Source organism: Psychrobacter sp. K31L (assembly GCF_017942195.1).
In the GTDB taxonomy this organism is placed as follows: Bacteria; Pseudomonadota; Gammaproteobacteria; order Pseudomonadales; family Moraxellaceae; genus Psychrobacter; species Psychrobacter glaciei.
This window is the reverse complement of the sequence record NZ_JAGKSC010000010.1, coordinates 1-26,213: the sequence shown is the minus strand read 5'-3', so window position 1 is coordinate 26,213 and position 26,213 is coordinate 1. Positions and strand designations below refer to the sequence as shown.

Annotated in this window: 21 protein-coding genes; 14 read left to right on the top strand and 7 right to left on the bottom strand. The window is 44.2% G+C overall.

The window, feature by feature from the left end:
- Nucleotide 1: 1 nt before the first annotated feature.
- The 3 genes from J5X94_RS12680 to J5X94_RS12670 all read right to left on the bottom strand — a co-directional run bounded on the left by J5X94_RS12680 (nt 2) and on the right by J5X94_RS12670 (nt 3,880).
- A complete protein-coding gene (locus J5X94_RS12680) occupies nt 2-1,399 on the bottom strand; it encodes a nicotinate phosphoribosyltransferase (protein WP_210541478.1) in 1,398 nt (465 codons plus the stop codon).
- Between the two features lie 299 nt (nt 1,400-1,698).
- Nucleotides 1,699-2,766, bottom strand: a complete 1,068-nt coding sequence (locus J5X94_RS12675) for a bifunctional nicotinamide-nucleotide adenylyltransferase/Nudix hydroxylase (protein WP_210541477.1) — start codon at nt 2,764-2,766, stop codon at nt 1,699-1,701.
- A gap of 112 nt (nt 2,767-2,878) precedes the next feature.
- On the bottom strand, nt 2,879-3,880 hold the full coding sequence (locus J5X94_RS12670; RefSeq protein ID WP_210541476.1) for an alpha/beta fold hydrolase: 1,002 nt from the start codon (nt 3,878-3,880) through the stop codon (nt 2,879-2,881).
- A gap of 498 nt (nt 3,881-4,378) precedes the next feature.
- Between J5X94_RS12670 and nfuA the strand changes: the two genes are divergently transcribed.
- Both nfuA and J5X94_RS12660 read left to right on the top strand, forming a co-directional pair.
- Nucleotides 4,379-5,059, top strand: coding sequence for a Fe-S biogenesis protein NfuA (nfuA, locus tag J5X94_RS12665; RefSeq protein WP_010200634.1), 681 nt, complete (start codon nt 4,379-4,381; stop codon nt 5,057-5,059).
- Between the two features lie 285 nt (nt 5,060-5,344).
- Complete coding sequence (locus J5X94_RS12660; protein ID WP_210541509.1) at nt 5,345-6,619, top strand: O-acetylhomoserine aminocarboxypropyltransferase/cysteine synthase family protein; 1,275 nt, start codon at nt 5,345-5,347, stop codon at nt 6,617-6,619.
- A gap of 112 nt (nt 6,620-6,731) precedes the next feature.
- Here J5X94_RS12660 and J5X94_RS12655 read toward each other — a convergent pair whose 3' ends face one another.
- Both J5X94_RS12655 and rsmI read right to left on the bottom strand, forming a co-directional pair.
- A complete protein-coding gene (locus J5X94_RS12655; RefSeq protein WP_210541475.1) occupies nt 6,732-7,751 on the bottom strand; it encodes an adenosine kinase in 1,020 nt (339 codons plus the stop codon).
- A 52-nt stretch (nt 7,752-7,803) separates the two neighbouring features.
- Entirely contained in the window at nt 7,804-8,760 is a 957-nt protein-coding gene (gene rsmI, locus J5X94_RS12650) for a 16S rRNA (cytidine(1402)-2'-O)-methyltransferase (RefSeq protein WP_210541474.1), read from the bottom strand.
- A 124-nt stretch (nt 8,761-8,884) separates the two neighbouring features.
- Here rsmI and J5X94_RS12645 point away from each other — a divergent pair, with 124 nt between their 5' ends.
- From J5X94_RS12645 to hisC, 8 genes are all read left to right on the top strand, one after another.
- Complete coding sequence (locus J5X94_RS12645; RefSeq protein WP_210541473.1) at nt 8,885-9,409, top strand: YraN family protein; 525 nt, start codon at nt 8,885-8,887, stop codon at nt 9,407-9,409.
- A 271-nt stretch (nt 9,410-9,680) separates the two neighbouring features.
- Nucleotides 9,681-10,535, top strand: coding sequence for a BON domain-containing protein (locus J5X94_RS12640; protein ID WP_210541472.1), 855 nt, complete (start codon nt 9,681-9,683; stop codon nt 10,533-10,535).
- A 243-nt stretch (nt 10,536-10,778) separates the two neighbouring features.
- Nucleotides 10,779-11,759 (top strand): alpha/beta hydrolase, encoded by a 981-nt coding sequence (locus tag J5X94_RS12635; RefSeq protein WP_210541471.1) that lies wholly within the window; start codon nt 10,779-10,781, stop codon nt 11,757-11,759.
- A 176-nt stretch (nt 11,760-11,935) separates the two neighbouring features.
- On the top strand, nt 11,936-12,187 hold the full coding sequence (locus tag J5X94_RS12630) for a BolA family protein (RefSeq protein WP_010200621.1): 252 nt from the start codon (nt 11,936-11,938) through the stop codon (nt 12,185-12,187).
- 117 nt (nt 12,188-12,304) lie between these two features.
- The gene (gene murA, locus J5X94_RS12625) at nt 12,305-13,573 is read left to right on the top strand and encodes a UDP-N-acetylglucosamine 1-carboxyvinyltransferase (protein WP_210541470.1); all 1,269 of its coding nucleotides are present in this window, start codon (nt 12,305-12,307) and stop codon (nt 13,571-13,573) included.
- A 146-nt stretch (nt 13,574-13,719) separates the two neighbouring features.
- Entirely contained in the window at nt 13,720-14,415 is a 696-nt protein-coding gene (hisG, locus tag J5X94_RS12620) for an ATP phosphoribosyltransferase (RefSeq protein WP_210541469.1), read from the top strand.
- 285 nt (nt 14,416-14,700) lie between these two features.
- A complete protein-coding gene (gene hisD, locus J5X94_RS12615; protein WP_210541468.1) occupies nt 14,701-15,996 on the top strand; it encodes a histidinol dehydrogenase in 1,296 nt (431 codons plus the stop codon).
- Nucleotides 15,997-16,083: 87 nt separating this feature from the next.
- Nucleotides 16,084-17,217, top strand: a complete 1,134-nt coding sequence (gene hisC, locus J5X94_RS12610) for a histidinol-phosphate transaminase (RefSeq protein WP_210541467.1) — start codon at nt 16,084-16,086, stop codon at nt 17,215-17,217.
- Between the two features lie 99 nt (nt 17,218-17,316).
- On the opposite strand, the gene J5X94_RS12605 is transcribed toward hisC, so the two are convergent.
- Both J5X94_RS12605 and J5X94_RS12600 read right to left on the bottom strand, forming a co-directional pair.
- Nucleotides 17,317-18,990 (bottom strand): anthranilate synthase component I family protein, encoded by a 1,674-nt coding sequence (locus tag J5X94_RS12605; protein ID WP_210541466.1) that lies wholly within the window; start codon nt 18,988-18,990, stop codon nt 17,317-17,319.
- Nucleotides 18,991-18,993: 3 nt separating this feature from the next.
- The gene (locus tag J5X94_RS12600; RefSeq protein ID WP_210541465.1) at nt 18,994-20,229 is read right to left on the bottom strand and encodes a beta-ketoacyl-ACP synthase II; all 1,236 of its coding nucleotides are present in this window, start codon (nt 20,227-20,229) and stop codon (nt 18,994-18,996) included.
- A 594-nt stretch (nt 20,230-20,823) separates the two neighbouring features.
- Between J5X94_RS12600 and J5X94_RS12595 the strand changes: the two genes are divergently transcribed.
- The 4 genes from J5X94_RS12595 to fusA all read left to right on the top strand — a co-directional run bounded on the left by J5X94_RS12595 (nt 20,824) and on the right by fusA (nt 25,934).
- The gene (locus tag J5X94_RS12595) at nt 20,824-21,975 is read left to right on the top strand and encodes an EcsC family protein (protein ID WP_210541464.1); all 1,152 of its coding nucleotides are present in this window, start codon (nt 20,824-20,826) and stop codon (nt 21,973-21,975) included.
- A gap of 410 nt (nt 21,976-22,385) precedes the next feature.
- Nucleotides 22,386-22,760, top strand: coding sequence for a 30S ribosomal protein S12 (gene rpsL / locus J5X94_RS12590; protein ID WP_010200611.1), 375 nt, complete (start codon nt 22,386-22,388; stop codon nt 22,758-22,760).
- Nucleotides 22,761-22,970: 210 nt separating this feature from the next.
- Nucleotides 22,971-23,444, top strand: a complete 474-nt coding sequence (gene rpsG / locus J5X94_RS12585; RefSeq protein WP_010200608.1) for a 30S ribosomal protein S7 — start codon at nt 22,971-22,973, stop codon at nt 23,442-23,444.
- Nucleotides 23,445-23,807: 363 nt separating this feature from the next.
- Nucleotides 23,808-25,934, top strand: coding sequence for an elongation factor G (fusA, locus tag J5X94_RS12580; RefSeq protein WP_010200606.1), 2,127 nt, complete (start codon nt 23,808-23,810; stop codon nt 25,932-25,934).
- Nucleotides 25,935-26,213: the final 279 nt, after the last annotated feature.

The following is a 26,213-nucleotide window of genomic DNA, read 5'->3' as shown; positions in this document are numbered from 1 at the left end:
ACTACCATCCTGCACGCTCCCGAATTGTAGTGAGGCTGTCTTCGACGAGTAATTTGCCATCGACATACACGTCACGTAACAGGTTGTCTGCATCAGTGGGTAGATCATCCGCTTTGATGGTTGTTGGCTGTCCGTTGCTGTCTTCGACCAACGCCAAGCGACCTTTTTTTGAGCGTTTTGAGCGGCTAGTGATAGGGTCTTTATAAATGTCTTTCCATGCGCCATCGATAGAGATGGCACTGGCTTTCATCGCCCAGCTCATGGTATCGCGATTGACTTGTTGCAGTAATCCACCACCCATACCAAAGGTCACGTTTTCAGCGCTCAATCCTGCCTTCATGACCACGTCGATAATTTTGCTCAAGCTTTGCGGACTAATACCATCCCCTTGGATAACACGTACATAGTCTGGCAAAACTTTGTAGCCTTTGCTATTGACCGTCGTGCCAAACTTCACTGCCAAGCGCTCCAGTGCCTCGCGGACTACTTTAGCAGGCTCACCACTATCAGGTCTGATGACTAAGGTACCGCCCATGTTTTTTACGTCGTCCTTCAAGCTGCCACCCCAAATATTGTCAATGGCGTTCCATAAGTCATAACTGTCAGAGACCACTGAAAAACTCTTACCCGCCCCACCAAACTGCTCAATCATATTGGCAAAAGCAGCAGTTTCGCCATCACGACCCCATGCAGTCATGGTGCTATGCTCAGCGGCAGGGATAGAAAAGGCGGGCATGTCTTTATCCATTTGATACCAGCGACTGGCAGCCACCAAAGCGGTCATGGAATCTGTACCGGCAAAATTTACCAAATGAGCAAGACTACCAAGTGCCACGGACTCCTGACTAGACGCACCACGCGAGCCAAAGTCATGCAAGCGAAAGGTTAATGATTCAGTATTGTCCGCTGATTTTTCTAGCGCTTGACGAATGATACCTTTGCAATAGTGCGAGACGCTGGCGACCGTTGACGGATACCAGATAGCACGGAGTAATGCCGTTTCGATATAGCTTGGTAGCCAATAGAATTCTGGGTCAGTATTGATAATCTGACAGACCACATTGGATACTGGTACGATGCTGCCCTCAGGTATGGCTTCGATACGTAGTGGCAAATAACCACCATGTTTATCAACTAAGCGCTCCCACCCTGCACGATTAAAGGTCAAGCCATGCGCTTGAATGAGTATTTCGGCTTCATCAATATCTTGGTGGGTAATAGGGGTACTCAGGTATTCTTTAATAAAGGCTTGCAGACCAAAGAACACCACATCGTAATCGCCTTTACGCGCTTCAATATAGCTGGATAGATACTCACTACCTTTTGGATATTGCACCCAATGTGAGGTTTTATAGCTGTCGCTATTTAAGATTAAATTATTTAAATTGCTGGTATACATCACAGAACTCCTCTGCTTTGAGTGAAATGGACGACTCGCATCATTGTTGAGCCTTAAATGGACTAAAAGTATTTTATGTACATTAGCATCAATTTATTGTTCAACAGTCTAACGATTCATCCATTGACAGCATCTAGTAAGGATAACTAAATGCTGCTTAGTAACCCTTGCCGTCTATCGGCTTGGGCGGTGAAAATATAAGTGGCACTGATAAAACCAAACTTATAAGGTAAATTATATAGAGTGTCATTGATTGAAAATGAGTCATTAATACACTAAACAGTCAATGACACAATGTCTTACAAACCTACCATTTTAGTAATAATCGCATAGTGATCTTCGAACATCATAGTGGCATCCAACTCGGCAAGTGGTAGCCAAAACGCTTTGGCAGCGTCATCACCGCCCTTTACTTTGGGCAGACCTTTTGGATCGTTTTTTAGCTGAAAGTAAAAGGCTTGGGTAATCGTGCGACCACGCGCTGAGCGGTAAGGGTCGTCAAAGGTATGTTGACTATGACAAGAGCCGCGTAATACTGGCTCTGGGACTTTAAGGCGCGTCTCTTCGCGTAGCTCACGGATACAGGCATCAAAGAGCGTCTCTTTTGGATTCAAGAAACCACCGGGCAGTGCCCATAGTCCGCGCCCTGGCATACTGCGACGTTCTACTAACAGAATATGACCTGACTGGACGACCAAGGCATCAGCGGTCATAAAGGTAGGTGGATAAGGCGCAGACTCCCACTGTCTTTTATACTTATCAACGAAGTCAGCTTCTTCGTGCAGCTGCTGATAATCCTCGGTTTTTTTGAAGTCATTTAGGACGTTGCGGGTCGACTCAGGGGTGCGCTCAGGCGTTGGTGTGGCACCCATGAGATAGCTGTCCCGAATAGGGGTCGCCGATAGATTATGATAATTGGGTACAGAGACCGACGCCCAGTTGGGGAATAGCGATAAATAATACGATGAGCTGTCTTTTGAATGACCAATGAGACCAATATCGGTCTGCAAGTCGCCAGTGACCGACTTCACGCCTGCTTGCACGTATTGCAGCCAGCGCGTGTCATTGTAGAGCGCATCATCGAGTCCGACGCAGTGAATACGCGCGGCATCTGCTGTTGAATACGCGTCTTTAATCATCGCGGCACGCTCAGCAACGCTAAAGGGGTTGCGTAAGCTACGTGGTAAGTTTGCGGAGCCGATGAGCATGATGACATTGTCGGCACGCTTCAATGCTTCATCCACGACCGCTTTGTGCCCGCAATGAAACGGCTGAAAGCGCCCAATAAACACCAAATAACGATAGTGTTTTTTGTCCTGCTTATCTGGGTTTTGTGTATCTAGATTTTGCTCTGATAATCTACTCATAGACGCCACTTTCCTACGACTTATTTTTTATTGGTTAAAAATTGATGACGCTAATACTGACACAGCCTATGACTTTCTGACAAGTATAAAGATGTGTAGGGGTGTGTCATCGTTACCTTGCATGCTTCTCTATCCATGCGGTCACCGTTGGCCAAATCTCTGTTGCAGCATTACGGCTGACCATGACACGGCTGTGTGTGTAATCATCCAAGTCTCCATGGTCAAGGGAATACTCTCGAAAGACGTTTTTTGGGTTAGCAAACTTATCAAAAAACAACTGACAGCCACGGGTTGGCGAAATAAAATGGTCACCTTTGGCACTGATCGCATAGATAGGCGTGGTAATAGTTGGCATATGCTGACGATAATCGAAGTGGCTTTTATTAGATGTAGTATGAGATGCAGCATTTTCAGATGCGATGTTAGAGGGCGTATTTTCATCAATCGTCGTTGTTTCAAATTTATTTTGTTTGATGAAACTGCTTTTAAAGTCTTTGTTCAGGTTCCAGTCGTACCACTGGTTCATCGTATAGTAGCTTTCGTTAAAAGGACCCATTTTAAGCTTCTTAGCTGGGATAAAGCCTAGTAGTCTCGTAAATACTTTGGCTGCGAGAATTTTAGTGTAGCTAATCGGGTTCGATACTGCGCCATAAACTTGACAGGCAAACATACTGATGCTGTTGATGTGGTCAATATACTGGGGGTTTTGGATTAAAAACATGGTTAGGCAGGCACCACCGCCACTGTGGGTGACGCAGTGTAGATTATCCAGTTTTAACTCAGCAAATAAGTAACGAAAGGTGGCCTCAAAATCATAAGTTGCGACGGTTTCGAAGTTGAATTTGTCTGTTGGTATCAAGCTCGCACCATGACCACGCCATTCCATAATGTAGCAATGATGACCAAGCTGCGCCAGATAGTGGGCGATTCTTAAACAAGTTTGCTTGTCCGAAAAGGTACCATGGGTCAACAGAATGTTTTGCCCTTTGACCCTAGGCGCATTGGTGGTAAGAATGTCAGTTTTGTTTTCATCTTTTGCAGTATCCACAATCTTCCAAATTGCTATTTTTTCGCCGTCTTTGGTGCTTACCAGTTTTAGGGTTTCTGTCATCATAAAGCGGTCTCGTCTAGATTGTTTTGTTATGGCATCGTTTATGACATCATTTATTGTATGATTAATACTGAGTAGCACGATATGTCTACTCGGCAATCCCTAATACACTTTCATCCTTGATAATCAATCAAGCAGCCTTAATATAAACAATAGCAGGCGCGGTGTGGGTAATTAAAGTTTTTTGCATCGCATTGCATTATTAGCCCATTCTATTATCTATATTAACGTCACCTATTTATCTTTTATATGTCACCATTAAAAAAACCAATAGTGGCTATTTATAACGGTCACGCTTTAATTCGCAGTAGCGCAGTCGGAATTATCGACTGAATGCGCTATAATAGTGGTTATAAAATTATCAAACCTTTATCAAGATTGCCGTTAGAGCACTATAATATCAACCGTTATGCTTGATAACTGTTAAACCAAATTGCCCAAATTCACGACACAGCAGCTATGACAGCAGTCGCGTTTGTGTCATAACGCATAGGAAAAATTATGAGTGAGCACAATCAAGCCAGCCAATCAGATCAATCTGCAGACTATGAATCAGCGCTAGATACTGAGCAAGCAGAAACGAAAAGTAATATCACCATTACCGAGTCAGCCCAAGGTTATTTGGCCGATTTACTGTCCAAGCAAGATACCGACGGCATCGGTGTGCGTATCTTCGTCGAGCATCCTGGTACGCCGCGTGCCGAGTGTTGTATGGCTTATAACCAACCGGGCGAAGAAGACAGTGCTGATCTACGTTTTACCTACGATGATTTCTCTGCTTTTATTGAAGCGTCGTCAGTCCCTTATTTAGAAGATGCGGTCATTGACTACAATAAAGATCGTTTCGGTGGTCAGCTAACTTTCCGCGCGCCAAACTCTAAAATGCCAAAAGTGGGTGCTGATGCCAGCGTAGAAGAGCGTATCAACTACGTATTACAGTCTGAGATTAACCCAGGTTTAGCGGCGCATGGTGGTGACGTACAGTTGCTTGAGTTGATTGATGAAGAAGGCGTTGGTCTCACTGCTGTACTGAAATTCGGTGGTGGTTGCCAAGGCTGTTCAGCCGTTGATATGACCTTGCGTCAAGGCGTCGAAGTGCAACTTAAGCAGCAAATACCAGAGCTGACACAAGTCATCGATGAGACGGATCATACTCGTACTGAAAATGCTTATTACAAATAAGTGGTAAGTATCAATACAATCAGAAGTAGATTGAAATAGGGTTGCTTATGCTGGGTGGTTATTAATAAACCCAACATTGGCTATTCTTTTCATAAAGAAGCTGGGTTATGATTAACTCAGCTTTTTTTTATGGCTATCATTTATAAGATGGCTTTTTTAGAGATTATTGGTCAATCGATACCTTTAAATGATCTATTTTGATTGATGCTTTTTTTAGTGACTACCAAGGAGTTTGTGATGAGTGATGGACAACCAGAGACCAATTCAGATAATGGAGCAAAACCAATGCAGCGCTTAGAGACCTTAGCGATTCATGCCGGTTATAGTGTTGAGCCAACGACCAAAGCGGTCGCTGTGCCTATTTATCACACCAGCTCGTATGCGTTTGATAATACCCAACATGGCGCAGATTTGTTTGATTTAAAAGTCGCGGGTAATATCTATACACGCATTATGAACCCAACCAATGCGGTATTAGAAGAGCGCGTTGCGGCGCTTGAAGGCGGTATCGGTGCGCTTGCAGTAGCATCTGGTATGGCTGCCATCACTTATGCGATTCAAACCATCTGTGAAGCGGGTGACAACATCGTTGCTGTATCAACCTTGTATGGCGGTACTTACAATTTATTTGCCCATGCTTTGCCGCGTCAAGGTATCGAAGTCCGCTTCTTTGACCACAAAAATCCTGAGGCGATTCGTGATTTAATTGATGATAAAACCAAGATGGTCTTTGCTGAAAGTATCGGTAATCCACTGGGTAACATTATTGATATTCAAGCACTCAGTGACATCGCGCACGAATATGGTGTGCCAGTGGTGATTGATAGTACGGTTGCCACGCCAGCGATTTGCCGTCCGTTTGAGTTTGGGGCGGATATTGTCATTCATTCATTAACCAAATATATGAGTGGTACGGGCACCTCGATTGGTGGTGCGATTGTCGATAGTGGTACGTTCCCTTGGGGTGATTACCCTGAGCGTTTCCCATTGCTGAACACGCCAGATCACAGTTATCACGGTGTGAACTTCGTCAAGGACGTTGGTGCAGCGGCCTTTATCGCTCGTGCTCGCGTGGCACCGCTGCGTAATACTGGCGCGGCACTTAGTCCATTAAATGCTTTTGGTATCTTGCAGGGTATGGAGACGCTGAGCTTGCGTATGGAGCGTCATGTACAGAACGCCCAAGCCGTTGCTGAATACCTTCGTGACCATGATAAAGTTGCTTGGGTAAAATATGCGGGTCTGCCAGATCATCCTGAGCATGAGCTTGCTAAGAAATACATGAAGGGTACGCCCTCTGCTATTTTGACCTTTGGTGTTAAAGGTGGACTTGAAGCAGGGGCGCGCTTTATTGACGCGCTACAGTTGATAACGCGCTTGGTCAATATTGGTGATGCCAAATCATTGGCGTGTCATCCAGCGACCACGACCCATCGTCAGCTAAACGAGCAAGAACTTGCCAATGCTGGCGTGAGTACTGATATGGTGCGTCTATCGATTGGTATTGAACATATCGATGATATCAAAGCCGATTTAGAGCAAGCTCTAGCCTCGGCTTAATCTACAAGTTTTTGATTTATTAAAACTAAATAATTTGCAAAAGAAAAAGCCCATATCGATTCGATATGGGCTTTTTTATTAGGGTTGTGATGTCCTAAAATATGTTTAGAGATTAAGCGGACAGTACCCGTTTGGCAATATCTTTATAATCCTGCGGCATGAGTCGTGGGCCAAATTGTTGAATCACTTGTGCGGACACTTCGCTGGCAAGATGACCACATTCTGGTAAGGTGTACTGCTGCGATAACGCGTATAAGAACGCCCCCGCATAGTTGTCGCCAGCCCCATTGGTATCGATGACATTGGCAACGACTGGCGTAGCAATATCATGCACCACAATCTCTGACTCGGCATCAGGTTTATGAGCGATAACAGCGCCTTTTTCGCCATCCGTCACTACCGCAATTTGGCAATGCTCAAGTAAGGCACGCGCGGCTGCTTTGACTTGTTTTTTATCCGTAAAGAGCTTGGCTTCTTCACTATTACAAAATATCACTGCCACTTTGTTGCCCAGCATATTGAGCAAACCGTCTTTGGCAAATTTAACCACCGCTGGATCAGCGAAGCTCACCGCAATCTTTGCATTATGAATGCCAGCTTGCTGACGTAACTGAGTCATGGCTGGCTGGATGCCCTCGGACATGGCTAAATAGCCTTCTAGGTATAACCAATCTGCTTGCGTTAGCGCATCAAAATCGACGTTATCAGCGACAATATCGCTTGAGGTGCCTAGATAAGTCTGCATGGTGCGTTCACCGTCTTCTGTAACGGCAACCACACAAGATCCAGTTACACCGCCTTCATGGATAGATTTGTCTGAGGTGGCGACACCTGCTTCGTGCAAGTCCCTGAGGTAAAAGGCGCCTTGATCATCATCGCCCACACGGCAAGCATAAAACGGCTTGCCACCTAAACTGGCAAAGGCGTACATGGTATTGGCTGCTGAGCCACCACCCGCTTGTTTTGATGGCGCAATTTGTGCAAGCTGGAAGTAGGCCAACAGTTGCTGCTGCTCTTCAATACCTGCCAAGGTCATATTGCCTTTGGTCAACTCTGTCTCTTCCAACGCTGCATCAGATAGCACATATTCGTGGTCAACCAAGGCATTCCCTATCGCCATTACATCGTACATTGCTTATTTCTCCTCAATTAAATTATAAACGCTTATCTTTTATAGTGGAAAGTCATTCGGCTTGTAGCTCAAGCAAACGCTGATAGAGGGCATTCTTTTTGACACCCGTAATATCGGACGCCAATGCAGCGGCTTTTTTGACCGATAAATCCTCTAACAATCTTTGCAATAATTTGTCATGGATGCTGATATCGTCAGTATCTTGTGCCGCATCAACGCCAGCGACCACCACGACTATTTCGCCACGCTGCTGATTATCATCTGCTTTGACAAACTCAACCAAATCGCCTAGCGTACTTTTACGGACGGTCTCAAAGGTTTTGGTCAATTCGCGGCAAAAAGTCACGTCGCGATCCGCGCCAAATATCGTCGCCATATCTTCTAAGCTGGTAATAATACGATGCGGTGCTTCATAAAATATCAATGTTTCGGTGCGTGAATTTAGAGCAGTCAGCTGTTTTTGGCGACCATGGGTTTTCGCTGGTAAAAAACCAATAAAGCTAAAACGGTCTGACGGTAATCCCGCTACAGACAATGCAGCAAGCGCCGCAGAAGCGCCAACGATAGGCGACACAGTAACCCCAGCAGCATGGGCAGCTTGCACCAATTGATAACCAGGGTCACTGACCAGCGGCGTACCGGCATCACTGATTAAGGCGACCGAATGACCTTGCTGAATCATCTCAATAATTTTAGGCGTTTGAATGGCGCTATTGTGCTCATGGTATGCCCAAAGCTTATTGTGTCCTTTTTGCTTACCTACAGCCTCAGAATCATCCAAGTTATTATGAGTGGCTGGCACTTTGGTATCGTCCGTTTTACTGCTTTTTTTATCTTTAGTGTCGATGCCAAAATGCGACAACAGCTTACCCGAAGTGCGGGTGTCTTCGCAGGCAATGATAGCGACTTGCTTTAAGATATCAACCGCATGCGGTGTCATATCGGTAAGATTGCCAATCGGCGTGGCAACGATATATAGGCAAGCTGGCATCGCAGTAGGGGTAGACATAAAACCTCGAAGTATTAAAAACTGGAATTAAAAAATAAGGTGGCGCTGGCATTTATCATATATCGTTCAGGTAAATAATGAACAATCAATAATGACAAAAGGGCGCAAAAGTGGTTAGTTTAGCATGTTGTGCTATGATAATTATGAAATGTTGACCAGACCCATGGACGCTATGGCAGATCATAAACCTTTGACCCTTACTTCACCAAAACAGCGCCAAGGCAGCCGCTTTGAACAACGAGCGTGTGAGTTTTTACAAGCGCAAGGATTACAGCTGATTACCCAAAACTGGCAGCAGCATAAAGTTGGTGAGTTAGATTTAATAATGCTAGAGACGGGGCAGGCGTGGTCGACGCTGGTATTTATTGAAGTACGTCAGCGCCAGCATTCAGGTTTTGGTGACGCCGCGCTTAGCGTCACGGCAAGCAAACAACGTAAAATTATAAAGACGGCTCGTTATTTTTTACAAGCGCACCCTGAGTATAGTCACTATGAGTGCCGCTTTGATGTGATTGCTTATGATACGAATAAGGTTAATACTCACAGCATTGCTGTAAATAATACGGATAAAAATAACAGGGATTTTACGAATAAATCGAAGAATCAGCCAGAATGGCTAAGAAGCGCTTTTATAGCAAGCGCATGGTAATGGTGCGTTTTAACTGTGTCACCAATCAGGCAAAGAAAGTACGACCCCATGTTGTCGTTACCAAAAACCTAACCGCCCACCGTAAAAATTAAGTAAAGTGATTGAAAGAAAATGGCTAGTCGTAGAAACAACGACGTTAGCGATTACTCAGTCGATAATTCTTATTTTGATATTTGATATTTGATATTTGATATTTGATAGTTACTCAGTTAAAACGGCTAAACCAATTGATCTCATACAATCGTCACCATCATGCTTTAAGAGGTAAATAATGACACGGATGCATTTGCGCACTGCTATTTTTGGTTCATCACGTCGCACAGCGATAGGCGTTATGCTAATGACAGGTCTCGTTCTCGTCAGTACAGGTTGTAGCACCAATTATCTGACCAATAGTACCGAGGGCACCTATGGCGTGCCGATGACCGAGCGCACGATTCCACAGCGTCTGCTCGATCGCAGTATTGAGCATACGGTCAAAATCAATGTTTATGGGCTTAAAGAAGATCTACAGCAAATCAGCCGTATGGGTATTGATAGTTTTAACAGTGAAGTGTTATTGACAGGCGAAGTACCAACTGAGGCAATCAAAGCAGAAGTCGAAAAAGTTGTCAGCTCCATGCCAGATGTGCGCCGTGTCTACAACGAGCTGAATGTTAGTGCCTCGAAGGGTTATAGCTCAACCGTTCACGATGGTTATATCACCTCAAAGCTATTGGCAAAAGTCGCAGCGAATGACGGTGTCAAAGCCTCACAAATCAAAGCAGTGACTGATAATGGTGTGGTCTATATTATGGGGCGCATGACGCCTACCCAACAAAGCCATCTGATTGATATCGCTAACGACACAATCGGTATTACAGAGCTGGTATTGCTGACCACCGTCGTCGATGATAGAGGGGTGAAGTTGGCTGAAGACGATATTATGTATGAAAATAATTTGGCCAATCCTACGATGGTGCCTGCTATTGACTCTAATGTAGCGTCTAACGTTAACTCTAATGTAAACAACGCTGTGACGCCTAATGCTACTAGTACTGCGACACCTATTGTCATAACAGAGGAAGGGGAGTCGGTTAATCAGCCGTCATCCAGCCCTTATATTGATCTTTATCAGGGTCAATAAGTATTTAATCAATAAGCGCACTGTTAAGTAATCACAATAATCCTAAACAGTGGCAACAGTAAAAGCACGATAATGCTTCAGCCAGCCAGTAAGATATAAAAAGTGAAAAACAAGTGTGACAGCGTGAGGCTCATTCATCATAAAACGTCGTTATTTTTTATGATGAATGAAGTACAGAACCCATACGGCTGTTATAAGGCAATCCATTGTTGATTGAAAATAAATATAATAGGAATACTGGCTATGAAGGATTCAAGCACGCGCGCTCCAGCTATTGATTCACGCAATACCGAACAACCAAATATTAAAGCCCGCACGCTCAAACTTACAGGGGCAGGCGTTACTGCTGCATTGGCGATAGGCGGCATTGCACTCGCTGCCCAAAATGCGCAAGCTTTGTCACCACTTGCTGTGGTCAATGGTATTACGTCAAGTGGCGGCGTTGGGGTCAGTAAAAACATTCTATATGGTGATGAGCCATCGCAAGACTTAGATATTTATTATCCCAAGCTATTGGCACAAGCGATGAAAGCCCAAAGCGCTATCAACGACAGTTATCCAATGGTGGTTTTTGTCCATGGTGGTTCGTGGGAGAGTGGTAATAAAGAACAGTACGCCTTTGTTGGTCAAAGCTTGGCGCAGGCAGGCTATGTCACCGCCGTGATTAATTATCGTAAAGCACCTGAACATGTTTATCCTGATTATGTCGAAGATGCGGCACAAGCGATTGCTTGGAGCCTCGACAATGCGACCAGCCTGCATGCCGATCCAAAACGCTTGGCGGTGGTCGGACATTCTGCTGGTGCATTCAATGCAGTTGCTGCTGTTGCTAATGAAGATTTTTTAGCGCCTTATGGTGTTAAGCCAAAAGACATTAAAGCGGTTGTCGGTATTGCTGGTCCTTATAGTTATGACTTTCGTAAATTTGACAGCGCAACAGCCTTTGCTGCTGATGCCACGCCAGACGAGGTAATGCCAGATCGTCAAATCAAAGGTGAGCAGCCGCCATATCTATTGCTGACTGCCGAAAAAGACAAAGTGGTGTATGCAACCAATACGATTAAAATGACCAAAGCGCTGCAAGAGGCGGGTGTCACTGTGGAAAACGGCGAAATCAAAGGGGCTAGCCATGCCACCAGTATCGGTGCGATGGCACCACCGCTACGATGGGTCAATGATGTGCGTGCGCAAGTATTAACGTACTTGGATAAAAAGCTCAAATAGTCAAGTCTGCTCATACTGCAGCTATTTAAATATTTGGCATTTAACCGTGTTGTTAGTGCTGGTTTAATCGCTTAGGCGCAGTTGCGTAAGACAGTACTGTAAGATGCTTCAACTCTTGTTATAATGTCGTCACTTTACCTCTATACCCTATCTGAAACTTTAAGGCAGAATATTTTATGAGCATGAACGCTGACGATTTGATTGCATTTTTACAGACTCACTTCCCAGACGCTTTTATTCAAGCTGCCAATCAAGGTAATAAGTTTGATGTACGCGTGGTTGATGCCAGTTTTGAGGGCAAACGCGCCGTGCAACGTCAGCAAGCGATCTATGCGTTAGTCAATGACAAGATCGCCAGTGGTGATATTCACGCGCTCAATATTCAAGCGCTGACGCCTGCTGAATGGGATGTTCAGTCAAAAGGTTAAATTTTTTATATACGATTGGCTTTTAAAGAACGGATTGTTTTAACGATTATTACAATGATTGGTTCGATAAGTCTGATTTTCACTATTTTTAATACTCATCGCTAGGTTGTCACTTCTATGGATCAATTTTTAATCACTGGTAGTAGTCGTATCGCAGGGGAAGTTACTATCTCAGGCGCCAAAAATGCTGCTTTGCCATTACTGGCAGCTATGATATTGGCCGAGACCCCAACGACATTGCACAATGTGCCCTCATTACAAGATGTGCGGACGTTGATTGAATTGATCGGTGGCATGGGTATCAAAATCCAAAAGCAGGACGATACCGTCACTTGTGATACCAAGACTATTGATAACTTCTATGCACCGTATGATTTGGTAAAGACCATGCGTGCCTCGATTTTAGTCCTTGGGCCATTGCTGGCGCGTTTTGGCGAGGCAGAAGTCTCATTGCCCGGCGGCTGTGCGATTGGGTCACGTCCTGTCGACCAACATCTAAAAGCCTTTGAGGCGATGGGTGCTGAGATTAGTGTCGAGAATGGCTATGTAAAAGCACAAGCGCCAAAAGGTGGCAAGCTGATTGGCTGTAACTACTCTTTTGACATGGTGACCGTTGGCGGTACTGAAAACGTCATTATGGCAGCGGCCTTAGCCAAGGGAACGACTGTTTTGGGTAACTGTGCGCTTGAGCCAGAAGTGGTTGATCTGGCCAATATGTTGGTCGCGATGGGTGCCAAAATAAGCGGTATTGGTACCTCGATCATGACCATCGAAGGCGTTGATCGCTTGCACGGTTGTGAGTATTCAGTGGTGCCGGATCGTATCGAAACTGGCTCTTACCTTGCTGGCGCGTTGATGACTCGCGGTGATGTGTTGACCAAAAACACTTCTGCACTATTATTAACGCCTGTGTTAGAAAAATTCGAAGACATGGGTGCCGTGATTACCAGTGGCGATGATTGGATTCGCGCCCAAATGAAAGGTCGTCCACTGCCTGTCGACATCCGTACCCAGCCACACCCTGGCTTTCCCACTGACATGCAAGCGCAAGTCATGGCGATTGCCTGCTTGGCGAATGGTACGAGTACTTTCATCGAAAATATCTTTGAAAACCGCTATATGCATGTGCCTGAGCTCAATCGTTTAGGCGCATCTATTCAAGTAGATGGTCATACTGCTGTGGTTAAAGGCGTCGAAAATTTCACGGCTGCCCCTGTCATGGCGACTGATCTACGTGCGTCTATGTCATTAGTGATGGCGGCAGCGACTGCTGAAGGTGAAAGCTTAATCGACCGTATTTATCATATCGATCGTGGCTATGAGCATGTTGAAGAAAAACTGCGTGCGCTTGGGGTTAATATCGAACGTATCAATACCAACGATTAAACCAGCGATTAAGCTTGATTGGCTGATGAGATTTTGTAGCGCCAACTATTGTTAGGATTGGCGTTATAAAATTGAACGTTTGATGTTATAAATTTAAAAAATCCTCTTTAGTGAGGATACTCACTGTACATGGACACGATGTCATTATGACTGAAGCAAGCAACAATCTACCGAGTAATGGTTTATTAAACGAAGTAAATGATGAGTTTTCAGGTCTAACACTGGCCTTATCAAAAGGCCGTATTCTAGAAGAGACCATGCCATTGCTACGCGCAGCTGGTGTTGAGCTTTTAGAAGATCCTGAAGCCTCACGCAAACTTATTTTTCCGACCTCAAATCCTAATGTGCGTGTTTTGATTCTGCGTGCCAGCGACGTACCAACCTACGTTGAACACGGCGCTGCTGACTTTGGGGTAGCGGGCAAGGATGTGTTGTTAGAGCATGGTGCCAATCATGTCTATGAGTTGCTTGATTTGAAAATTGCTCAATGCAAGCTGATGACCGCTGGCGTAAAAGATGCGCCACTGCCCAATCGCCGCCTACGTATCGCCACTAAGTATGTCAATGTTGCCCGTGCTTACTTTGCCAGTCAAGGTCAGCAAGTCGATGTCATTAAGCTATACGGTTCAATGGAGCTTGCCCCATTAGTCGGTTTGGGTGATTTGATTGTCGATGTGGTTGATACAGGTAATACGTTGCGCGCCAATGGTCTGGAAGCTCTCGATCATATTTGTGATGTGTCATCACGTTTGATTGTCAATCAGGTTAGCTACAAGCGCAAATTTGCGCTACTTGAGCCGATCTTGGATAGCTTTAAAAACAGCGTTGCTAGCAACTCATAAAACAGAAATGCATAAAGATGCCTATCATCGATAATATGAAGTATGTATTGATAATATAAAGCATGGTCATGCAGATTTTTAAACCAGTTTAGCGCTCTATGATAGACATAGCATGCTAAACTGGTTTTATTGTGTTGGCTTGTCAAATAGTAAGTATTCAGTATAATCTGAATAAAATAATTATAGATAAGCTGACGAAAGCTTTTGCCACATTTATACCGTTGGCTTTATTTTTCCATCGTTTATTTTTTAGCAGTATTTTATGCCCAGACATAGGATGAGGTCATGCGCCAGTTAAGTACCCAAGATGCCAGTTTTGATAGTGAATTGACACAGTTGCTTGCTTTTGAAACGGTCAATGATGCCAATTTACTAAAAACCGTTGATGATATCATCGCCCGAGTGCGCCACGATGGCGATAGCGTCGTATTGGCGTTAACCCAGCAGTTTGACCAGCATCCAGCGACGACAATGCAAGAGCTAGAGCTCTCTAAAGAATCACTTGCTGAGGCGTTTGCTAACCTTGACGAAAAAGTAAAAACAGCATTGATGACGGCAGCGACACGGGTACAGACCTTCCATGAGCGCCAAGTACAAGAAACTTGGCAATACGAAGATGAGCTGGGCAATCGCTTGGGTCAAAAGGTGACTGCGCTCGATCGCGTTGGTATCTATGTACCCGGTGGTCTGGCGTCTTACCCATCCTCTGTATTGATGAACGCTATTCCTGCCAAAGTAGCCGGCGTCAATGAAGTGATCATGGTGGTGCCAGCGCCTAAAGGTATACTCAATCCATTGGTATTGGCAGCGGCGCATTTGGCACAAGTTGACCGTGTCTTTACCATCGGCGGTGCGCAAGCAGTGGCGGCATTGGCATACGGTACTGAAACGATTCCAGCGGTAGATAAAATCACCGGACCTGGTAACAAGTACGTGGCAGCGGCGAAGCGTGCGGTATTTGGGCAAGTTGGTATTGATATGATTGCTGGCCCTTCTGAAGTATTGGTCTATGCAGAGGGCGAGGCGCAAGATCGCGCTGATTGGCTAGCCATGGATTTATTGTCACAAGCTGAGCATGACCGTATCGCCCAAGCTATCTTTGTCACGACCAGTGAACAGCAGCTCGCAGAAGTGGCCGCTGAAATTGAAAAAGCACTGGCAGAATTACCAAAAGCTGATATCGCTCGTGATTCGCTAAAAAATCGTGGTGCGTTGATATTAGTAAAAGATAGAGCTGAAGGGTTGGCGCTCATTAATCGTATTGCCCCTGAGCATTTAGAGTTGTCTGTTGATAATCCTGATGCGCTATTAAGTGACATTCGTCATGCTGGTGCTATTTTCATGGGACGTCACACGCCTGAAGCGATTGGTGATTATTGCGCAGGGCCCAATCATGTGTTGCCAACATCTGGCACCGCACGTTTTTCTTCGCCACTCGGCGTTTATGATTTCCAAAAGAAGTCTTCGATTATTTATTGTAGTGAAGCAGGCAGCAAGCCATTGGCTGAAACGGCAGATATTTTAGCGCAGCGTGAGGACTTAGAAGCCCATGCACGTTCAGCTCGCTATCGTTATCAGTAAGATAGCTTGGATGGTTTAAGAGTTGTTTTTGACATTTTTTTAGACATTTACTTTTAATAGTCTTCGTGGCTAATTTTAGGATAATTTATGAGTGAGTCAAAGATAGATACCAGACTTTGGTCATCTAAAGCGCGTAACTTGTCACCTTATGTCCCTGGTGAGCAGCCGCAACACGACAATTTATGTAAATTAAATACCAATGAAAACCCATTCCCACCCTCACCGAAAGTAGGGGAGGCAATCGCAAAGGTTTTAGAGCAGCAAGCGGATGATTTACGCTTGTATCCTGCGCCCGAATCTGATGATTTGCGTGCCGCATTGGCACAGCTTTATAGTATTGAAGCAAACCAAGTCTTTGTCGGTAACGGTTCAGACGAGGTGTTGGCGCTCGTTTTTGCCAGTTTTTTCCTAAAAGAGCGCCCCGTTTTAGCCCCTGATATCAGCTATAGTTTTTACCCTGTATATGCGCAGACTTTTGGTATCGATTTGATACAAATTGCGCTAGAAGAGGATTTCAGTATCGACCCTGATGCATATCGTCAGCCTTGCAGTGGTATCATCATTGCCAATCCTAATGCGCCAACCGGTTTATTATTATCGCTTGACGACATTCGTAAGTTGGCGGGCGAGCACACTAATGCAGTGATTGTGATTGATGAGGCGTATATTGATTTTGCTGGGGCAGTTGATGGCAGCTCAGATTCAGAAATTTCAGCAGTGAGCTTAATTAATGAGTTTGACAACATTCTTGTGACGCAAACCTTTTCGAAATCACGCTCACTCGCGGGTTTACGCGTCGGTATGGCCTTTGGAAATATCTCATTAATCGAAGCACTGACACGCATGAAGAATAGCTTTAATAGTTATCCACTCGATAAACTGGCGCAAGCTGGGGCGACGGCCAGCGTCTTAGATACTGAATATTTTGAGCAAACGCGTCAGCAGGTTATTGACCTGCGTGAGTCACTAACAGCAGACTTAGTGGCATTGGATTATCAAGTGCTGCCGTCACATGCCAACTTTGTATTTGTGCGTCCAAAAGAGGGTAATGCGAGTACGGTAGCGAATGCATTACGAGAGCAAGGCATCATCGTCCGTCATTTTGACAAACCACGCATCAGTGAGTACTTGCGTATTACGACCGGTACGGCTGATCAGAATGAGCGTTTAATCGAGGCTTTGCAAGCATTGCAGAAAAAGGCTGAAATCGTTGCTGATTAATATCTCGTTCGCGGTCTTGATGGTTTGAAATTGTAGTAATAAAAAATCCTGCTCAACATAACATTAGCAGGATTTTTTAGTCGCCTTTTTGAATGACGCTTAAGTGTGTTTATAGAGATGTTCTTGACTTAAGACACTTAACAGATTACCTACCTTATCGAGACATTCTTGATATTCTGCATCACAATCAGAAGCGACAGTAATACCACCGCCTGCCCATAAACTGACTTCTCTAGCGCCGATCAACGATTCATTTGCTTGCAGGGTACGAATGAGTACATTCCATTGACCACTACCATCAAAGTTCATATAGCCCATGGTACCGCAATAAGCACCACGTGGTGCAGTTTCCAGTTCAGATATAATCTCAACCGCCCGCTTTTTTGGTGTGCCGGTAATAGAGCCAGCAGGCAAGCTGCCAAATAATACGGCTAATGGATGCGTATCTGGCTTTAACTCAGCCGTGATGGTACTAACCATATGATGCACATTGCTAAAGGTCTCAATCGCAAATAACTGCGGCACTTTTACGCTACCAGTTTTGGCATATTTACCCAAATCATTGCGCAATAAATCAACGATCATGACGTTTTCGGCACGATCTTTTTCACTATCGATCAGTTGCTGTTTATAAGCATTATCTTGTGCAGTATTCAATCCGCGCGGCATCGTTCCTTTGATCGGTTTGGTGCGAATATGATGTTTGCCGGTGTTAGTGTCTTTTGTAAAAGTAAAAAATAACTCAGGTGAGCAGCTCAATAATTCGAACGGATGCAATGACGTATGGTCTTTGATGTCCTGGTTAAAGTGATTAGCGGCTAAGTACCCTGCAAAGGGAGCTTTTGTATTCCGATGTAGGGCAGGTAAATAATCAATAAGCATCGGTAAAATGCCATCATCGTTGAGGTTGTTATCAAAAGAACCTTGCCATTCTTGGGTCAGATTGATTTGATAGCAGTCGCCCTGCTGTAGATAATCTTGGGTTTTTGCAAAAGCCCTTTGATAATCATTTTTATGCCAGCGCTCGTTCAATATTAAGGGCGCTAACGATGATGCACTGTCATTAGAGGGTTTTTTTCTATTGAATAATTCATGGTCTAGCATGTCTAAATACGATATAAGCGCTGATAGTATTGCGTCTGTTGCCTCGCTATCAGTATTTAAACCTAGTGTATTTAGTCTCCAGCCATTTTCTTTATCAGACGGGGTTAGGTAGATATCGTAATGACCTAATACCGCACAAGGCTGCGCTGCCAGCTCGATATTTGCAGCTGGGCTGAGCTCATGAGCAGCAATATCATAACCGATAAAGCCTATCAGACCATGATGATAACTTGGCTTCTCATTTACATCGCTTGCTGGCTTTGAGTCTTTATTAGCATCCTCACAAGCTTGGCTATAAGCAATTAATTCATCCTGCCATTTAGCATAGCTCATATATGTCGTTGTTGACGTAGGGCTATCATCAAGACAAGAACCACGGCAATTTTTACTAACTTTATAAGCGCCTGACGGATCGTCAGTTGGCTTATTATTGGCAGCATCATAGTGGACGGACCAGCTTACTTTAGGGAGCAAACCAATCACTGGTCGGTCATCATTACTTAACCAAACCAATTGCCAGTTGGCTTCAGTATCTTTTGCTATTAGATGACTTTGCAGTTGTGGTATTAATTCGGCAGCCGTTAGCTCACCAAAACGCCAGCTAGGTTGCGTAGCTGGCGATAGGGCAGAAACTGTCTGCTCAGTATTCTTATGATTTTCTGCGGGCATAATTTACGCGTCAAACTTTTTGATAATTAAGGTAGCATTCGTACCACCAAAGCCAAAGCTATTACTCATCAAGGTTTCGAGATTGGCATCACGTTTTTCGGTGACGATATCAAAGCCTTCAGCCGCAGGGTCTAAATTTTCAACATTAATACTTGGCGCGATAAAGCCTTCTTGTAGCATCAATAGGCAATAGATTAATTCTTGCGCACCGACGGCACCCAAGCTATGACCGGTCATCGATTTGGTTGAGCTGATAGGCGGTACTTTGCTGAGATCATTATCAAATACTTTAGCAATCGCTTTAAGCTCAGTGATATCACCTAGTGGCGTACTCGTACCGTGGCTGTTGATATAATCGACGCTTTCTAGACCAGCTTCGGCTAGTGCTTGTTGCATACAGCGTACTGCGCCTTCACCGCTTGGTGCGACCATTTCTGCACCATCAGAGCTGGCACCGTAGCCGACGATTTCAGCCAATATATTGGCACCGCGTGCTTGAGCATGTTCTAGGCTTTCTACAACAACCATCGCGCCACCAGCAGCAATCACAAAACCATCACGGTCTTTGTCATAAGCTCTTGAGGCAAGTTTTGGCGTGTCATTATACTGAGTACTAACTGCGCCCATCGCATCAAACATACAAGACTGCGTCCAGTGTTCAGCTTCACTGCCACCAGCGAGGACGATATCGGCTTTGCCTAACTGAATAAGCTCAGCGGCATGGCCAATACAGTGGGTTGAGGTTGCGCAAGCAGAAGCAAGAGAGTAGGACACTCCTTGAATTTTTAGACCAGTGGCTAATGCGGCGGATACCGAGCTGCCCATGGTTTTTGGTACTGCCATCGCACCGACACCGCGCAGACCTTTTTCACGCATCGCATCTATCGCATTGACGATATTTTCTGTCGATGCGCCGCCCGAGCTGGCTACGACGCCCACACGTGGATTGCTATTGATAGTCTCAAGCGATAAGCCAGCGTGCTCAATCGCATTTAGGGCGCTGACATATGCATAAAGGCTGGCATCACTAAAGAAGCGCTTTAACTTACGATCTATAGCGGAGGTGTCGAGTTCTGCTTTATCGATACTGCCACTAATGTGTGATTTAAATTCATGTTCAGCATAAGAGTCATTAAATGTAATGCCAGACTGCCCTTGCTTAAGAGCGGCAGTAACCGTGGCTAAGTCATGTCCGATACAAGAGACAATCCCTGCTCCAGTGATAACAACGCGGCGCATATTCTATTCCTTATTAATAACGATTTTTGATAATTACTTTTAATAATCGCTTTTGAGTCCATCATTCTATTATGTAGCGGTTGGCATGGCTGTTTTATGATAGCAGCAGCTGGTTAAAGGTAATCTAGACAATTAAATAAATGTTAACTCTAAAAAGTTTTTTAACTTTTAGAGGCTACTTAACTTCTAAAGGTTTCTCTAAAGTGATTGTTTTTATCATCATAGAACCAAATACATGATTGCCAGCTAATGCCTTAGCCTATGTCATATGATAACGTATCAAGGGTTCAAAATCTTTGGATAAGTGCAAAATAACCACAAAACATTGATTGCGGTTAAAAGTAGCCATGACAGACTTTTTTGCGATATGATAATCGTGGTTTTAGCCGTTAAGATACCGCTATTTTTATACAGATAAAAGTAGGGCAGAGACGCAGGAAAAGGTCGATAACTACGAATAAGCTGTACTTTTAGATACAAAATTTGTGAGCGCGATAACATTGTTCGCACTGACAGCTGTTTGCCTCATTGGCTAAAATGACCCATTCATTACTACTATAAAAAATGACCAATCATCATATTAAGGACATAACGATGGCAAAGCGTAGCACTCTCTCTAAGGGTATCAATACTATTGGCTATTTTGCTCGCAACAACCTAGAACGTATGGGTGCAGCGATTGATAGCATGAATGCAAAAACGGGTAAACCGAGTCACTATAAAGCGGTAGATTTAGGTGATGAAGACTATCAGCAAGATTTATTTCGTGAACAAACCCTAAAGGCGACTCAGCAATTATTAGGCACTCGTTTTGCTACCTATGGTAAGTATGCCAAAAAAGTAGTGCCGAATAGCCTGTTTCAATCGACAGTTGATGGCGCTTTTGCGCAAATTGCTAAGCTCGCCGCTACTTGGAGTCAAATTGACCTGCCCAATGAGCATCGTTTTGCTAGCGTTGCAAGTTTAGACGATGAAGAGCGTTATGCCCTGGCGACCGATATTGCCAATCAAAACCGTGCGCTTGCTACGATTGGTGGCTTAACGGGCTTGGCTGGATTACCAGGTTTGCTGGCTGATACTTTATGGTTATTGCTGGTGTCTTTGCGTACTGTCTATCAATTGGCTGCGGTTTATAATAAGCCGTTAACAGGTAAGCAAGGCGTCAAGATGGCATATGAGCTGCTTGCCAATGCTGACCTAAGTAAGATGCAAGAAAAACAAGCGCTGCTTGCTGGTATTGGTATCGGTAAAGGCTTGCTGGACAACGCGCAAAGCAATGGTCTGCATAGTGAGCTTAAAAACCTAGGCCTTAAAAACAAAAATGTGAATTTCTATGCTGAACAAGTAGACAATATTGCCAGTCAGGTAGGTATCGATCTTGATCAAATTAATTTATCATGGATACGTCGTTTTTTACCAGGCACTGCGGTAGTGGTAGGCATGCGTTATAACAGCCAACTCATTGACGAAGTGATCGGTGTGGCGCAAGCGACTTTTGCCCCAGAAGCCAAACTTGCCAATCGTGCGATTACCGATGATAGCGGTAGCGAGGAAGAGGTGAGCAAAACCGCCAGCAATGATGAGAAAGGTGCTGATAAAAGTACTGATAGCAAAAATTCTGATGATAAAAGTAACGATGAGCGCAAAGACCCAGAAGACAAAGAGAGCAAAAAAGACAACTCAAACAAATCGTCAGACAGCAAATCAAAGAGCATAAACAAAGCAGCAGATAAGCAAAATAAGTAAATTGAAACAACCGTCCATATTTAAATGTAGCGATATTGTCTTAGCTGTCTTGAAAAGTAAGATAATATCGCCATTTAGTTGTCACGAACTGCCAGGCATTTACCTCTAAATATCTTTTATTGATAATGCTTGTGTTCATAGTATGTAAGTCTGCCAACACCACCGTATTTAACGTCTTGTTTTTCAGCTATTTTTCAGTGCAGAACAGATAAAGTGTTATAGTGGTAGGCTTAATGCATATATATCGAATGTTGTAAAGTAAAACAACTCATAAGTGGTTGAATTAGCAGCAACAACTCTTTATAATATACTGTCCTAAAAATGGGTGTGCCGAAATCTGCGAATTGCGTCAGATCGATGGTGCATTTCCCCATTTTTTTGTTTTATACCAAACGGGAGAAGGATGCCTTATGGCAACAACTAACCAATTGATTCGCAAGGGTCGCAAAACCATCAAGGAAAAGTCAAAAGTTCCTGCGTTGCAAGCGTGCCCACAACGTCGCGGTGTATGTACTCGTGTATATACTACCACGCCCAAAAAACCTAACTCAGCCATGCGTAAAGTATGTCGTGTACGTTTGACTTCAGGCTATGAAGTATCAAGCTACATCGGCGGCGAAGGTCATAACCTACAAGAGCACAGTGTTGTTCTTATCCGCGGTGGTCGTGTAAAAGATCTACCAGGTGTACGTTATCACACTGTTCGCGGTGCACTAGATTGCGCAGGCGTTAAAGACCGTAGACAAGGTCGTTCTAAGTATGGTGCCAAGAAGCCTAAAGCTTAATATTAGCTTAGCTTATTTGCATCACCCAATAACTGTGCATGGGTTTGGTGTCAACAGTAGTATTGGTTAATATAAATTACTTTATATTGGCTAGCTACACCTAAACATACCACCATGCAGTAAGGCTAACTGACAACTCATTACTATGTCCTATGATGACGAGTATGATGTTGTGAATGTTGGACACTCCTGAAGACAAGGAAATTTATTATGCCAAGACGTCGCGTCGTTGCTACCCGTGAGATCCTACCGGATCCTAAGTTTGGTAGCCAAACTGTTGCAAAATTCATCAACCATGTAATGAGTCATGGTAAAAAATCTACTGCTGAGCGTATCGTTTACGGTGCCCTTGAGACAGTCAGTGAAAAACGTAAAATCGAAGATCCAGTATCTTTCTTTGAAGAAGTTTTAGAGAATGTACGCCCAATGGTAGAAGTAAAAGCTCGCCGTGTTGGTGGTGCTACCTATCAAGTACCAATGGAAGTACGCCCCTCCCGTCGTACTGCCTTGGCTATGCGTTGGTTAGCTGAAGCTGCTGCTAAGCGTTCTGAAAAATCAATGGCTTTGCGTTTGGCTGGCGAATTGAATGATGCCGCTGACGGCAAAGGCAACGCTATGAAGAAGCGTGACGAAGTTCACCGTATGGCAGATGCTAACAAAGCGTTCTCTCATTACCGTTTCTAGACTATTTTTTAGACTACTTGTTAAGAGTGGTTTTAAAGCAATAGTTTATGCTAGTTAATTATTTATTCTATTGATTGCCGCCATCCTCATCAGGTTATTGATATTTTTTCATCGTAAGATAATAAAATACTCACATAATCTGGATGGCGGACATCTGTCAAGATGCTGTCCTGAAAAGGATACTGTTCTTCATAGACAGCATCCCCAATTTGATGCCGCTATATTCTAAGTATTTGCTCTTTTTTTGTCCGTATTAGGCCCAATAATCAGTAAGTAATATTACGAAGCTGACTGCTTTGTCATAGAGTATGAGGTAGAGATACAACACATTAATATATACACGAATTTCCCTAGGAAAACACTATGGCTCGTAAAACTCCCCTAAAACGCTATCGCAATATCGGCATTTCTGCGCACATTGATGCTGGTAAGACGACCACGACAGAGCGTGTCTTATTCTATACCGGTGTTAGTCATAAAATTGGTGAAGTTCATGATGGCGCAGCCACCATGGATTGGATGGAGCAAGAACAAGAGCGCGGTATTACTATTACTTCAGCGGCGACTACTTGCTTCTGGTCAGGTATGGCTAAGCAGTTTGACGAACATCGTATCAACATTATTGACACCCCAGGTCACGTTGATTTCACGATTGAAGTTGAACGTTCTATGCGTGTACTTGATGGCGCTTGCATGGTTTACTGTGCAGTAGGCGGCGTTCAGCCACAGTCTGAGACCGTATGGCGTCAGGCTAACAAATATAAAGTTCCACGTCTTGCATTCGTAAACAAAATGGATCGCGTTGGTGCTGATTTTTATCGTGTTATCGATCAAATCAAAACTCGTTTAGGCGGCAAGCCAGTACCATTGGTTATTCCAATTGGTAAAGAAGATGCCTTTGAAGGCGTAGTGGATCTTGTGACTATGAAAGCCATCTATTGGGATGAAGCGTCTCAAGGTATGGAATATGACGAGCGCGAAATCCCAACAGAACTTCAAGAAAAAGCAGAAGAATATCGTGAGTATTTGGTAGAAAACGCTGCTGAAGCTTCTGAAGAACTCATGAATGAGTATCTTGAGAATGGCGAATTGACAGTAGATCAAATCAACGCTGCTATCCGTCAGTTGACTATCGATAACGAAATCATTCCACTACTTTGTGGTACTGCCTTTAAAAACAAAGGTGTACAGAAGATGTTGGATGCGGTTATTCAGTATCTGCCTGCTCCAATAGATGTACCAGCTATTCGCGGTATTCTTGATGACAAAGAAGAAAGCGAAGGTACTCGTGAAGCATCAGACGACGCACCATTCTCAGCACTTGCTTTCAAAATCATGAATGATAAGTTCGTCGGTAATTTAACCTTCGTTCGTGTTTATTCAGGTGTTATCAAGCAGGGCGGCAGCGTTTATAACCCAGTTAAAATGAAGCGTGAGCGCGTTGGCCGTATCGTACAGATGATGGCAAACACGCAAGAAGAGCTTGAAGAAATCCGCACTGGTGATATCGCTGCATTGGTTGGCATGAAAGATGTAACGACTGGTGATACGCTATGTGACGAAAGCAATGTTATCACGCTTGAGCGCATGGAATTCCCAGATCCAGTTATCAGCCTAGCGGTTGAACCTAAGACCAAAGCTGACCAAGAAAGAATGTCAATCGCTTTAGGTCGTTTGGCTAAAGAAGATCCATCGTTCCGTGTACACACTGACGAAGAATCTGGTCAGACTATCATCAGTGGTATGGGTGAGCTGCATCTAGAGATTCTTGTAGATCGTATGAAGCGCGAGTTTAACGTTGAAGCCAACATCGGTGCGCCGCAGGTTGCTTATCGTGAGACGATTCGTGAGACGGTTGAACAAGAAGGCAAATTCGTACGTCAAACGGGTGGTCGTGGTAAGTTTGGTCACGTTTGGTTACGTCTTGAGCCTATGGATCCAGCTGGCGACGTTCTTTATGAATTCTCTGAAGAAGTTGTTGGTGGTACGGTACCAAAAGAGTTCCACGGTGCGGTTGATAAAGGTATTCAAGAGCGCATGAAAAATGGCGTACTTGCTGGCTATCCAATCGTTGGCGTAAAAGCGACATTGTATGACGGTTCTTACCATGACGTTGACTCGGATGAGCTATCATTCAAAATGGCTGGTTCTATCGCTTTCAAAAAAGGCTTCATGGCAGCAAACCCTGCACTACTTGAGCCAGTCATGAAAGTTGAAGTTGAGACACCTGAAGATTACATGGGCGACATCATGGGCGATTTAAACCGTCGTCGTGGTATGGTTCAAGGTATGGAAGATCTGCCTGGTGGCACTAAGCAAATCCGTGCAGAAGTACCATTAGCCGAAATGTTTGGCTATGCTACCCAAATGCGCTCAATGTCTCAAGGCCGTGCAACGTACTCAATGGAATTCCAAAAGTACGCTGAGATTCCAAAATCAGTAGCCGCTGACATCATCTCTAAGTTCAACTCTAAAGATGGCGACGAGTAAGTAAAGTCTATTTAATGGTGACAATATAGGGCAGGTCTCTATATTGTCATTGAATAATACGTCAATAATTGGTTAAAAGACTTGTTATTGGCCGTGATTTTCTTATAATATCTGCACATTAGTATGTGCGACCTTTTAACAATTATCTTAATGTGGTCAGGATTGTCTCAATTATTGTATTTATACTAGTTGAGCACTGCCCCCAAAAAAAGAGGAAATACCCATGGCAAAGGCCAAGTTTGAACGCAGCAAGCCACACGTCAACGTCGGTACCATCGG

Coding starts and splice junctions, on each gene's coding strand:
- J5X94_RS12680 (WP_210541478.1), bottom strand. CDS start 1,399: ATGTATACCAGCAATTTAAATAATTTAATCTTAAATAGCGACAGCTAT.
- J5X94_RS12675 (WP_210541477.1), bottom strand. CDS start 2,766: ATGAGTAGATTATCAGAGCAAAATCTAGATACACAAAACCCAGATAAG.
- J5X94_RS12670 (WP_210541476.1), bottom strand. CDS start 3,880: ATGATGACAGAAACCCTAAAACTGGTAAGCACCAAAGACGGCGAAAAA.
- nfuA (WP_010200634.1), top strand. CDS start 4,379: ATGAGTGAGCACAATCAAGCCAGCCAATCAGATCAATCTGCAGACTAT.
- J5X94_RS12660 (WP_210541509.1), top strand. CDS start 5,345: ATGCAGCGCTTAGAGACCTTAGCGATTCATGCCGGTTATAGTGTTGAG.
- J5X94_RS12655 (WP_210541475.1), bottom strand. CDS start 7,751: ATGTACGATGTAATGGCGATAGGGAATGCCTTGGTTGACCACGAATAT.
- rsmI (WP_210541474.1), bottom strand. CDS start 8,760: ATGTCTACCCCTACTGCGATGCCAGCTTGCCTATATATCGTTGCCACG.
- J5X94_RS12645 (WP_210541473.1), top strand. CDS start 8,885: ATGTTGTGCTATGATAATTATGAAATGTTGACCAGACCCATGGACGCT.
- J5X94_RS12640 (WP_210541472.1), top strand. CDS start 9,681: ATGACACGGATGCATTTGCGCACTGCTATTTTTGGTTCATCACGTCGC.
- J5X94_RS12635 (WP_210541471.1), top strand. CDS start 10,779: ATGAAGGATTCAAGCACGCGCGCTCCAGCTATTGATTCACGCAATACC.
- J5X94_RS12630 (WP_010200621.1), top strand. CDS start 11,936: ATGAGCATGAACGCTGACGATTTGATTGCATTTTTACAGACTCACTTC.
- murA (WP_210541470.1), top strand. CDS start 12,305: ATGGATCAATTTTTAATCACTGGTAGTAGTCGTATCGCAGGGGAAGTT.
- hisG (WP_210541469.1), top strand. CDS start 13,720: ATGACTGAAGCAAGCAACAATCTACCGAGTAATGGTTTATTAAACGAA.
- hisD (WP_210541468.1), top strand. CDS start 14,701: ATGCGCCAGTTAAGTACCCAAGATGCCAGTTTTGATAGTGAATTGACA.
- hisC (WP_210541467.1), top strand. CDS start 16,084: ATGAGTGAGTCAAAGATAGATACCAGACTTTGGTCATCTAAAGCGCGT.
- J5X94_RS12605 (WP_210541466.1), bottom strand. CDS start 18,990: ATGCCCGCAGAAAATCATAAGAATACTGAGCAGACAGTTTCTGCCCTA.
- J5X94_RS12600 (WP_210541465.1), bottom strand. CDS start 20,229: ATGCGCCGCGTTGTTATCACTGGAGCAGGGATTGTCTCTTGTATCGGA.
- J5X94_RS12595 (WP_210541464.1), top strand. CDS start 20,824: ATGGCAAAGCGTAGCACTCTCTCTAAGGGTATCAATACTATTGGCTAT.
- rpsL (WP_010200611.1), top strand. CDS start 22,386: ATGGCAACAACTAACCAATTGATTCGCAAGGGTCGCAAAACCATCAAG.
- rpsG (WP_010200608.1), top strand. CDS start 22,971: ATGCCAAGACGTCGCGTCGTTGCTACCCGTGAGATCCTACCGGATCCT.
- fusA (WP_010200606.1), top strand. CDS start 23,808: ATGGCTCGTAAAACTCCCCTAAAACGCTATCGCAATATCGGCATTTCT.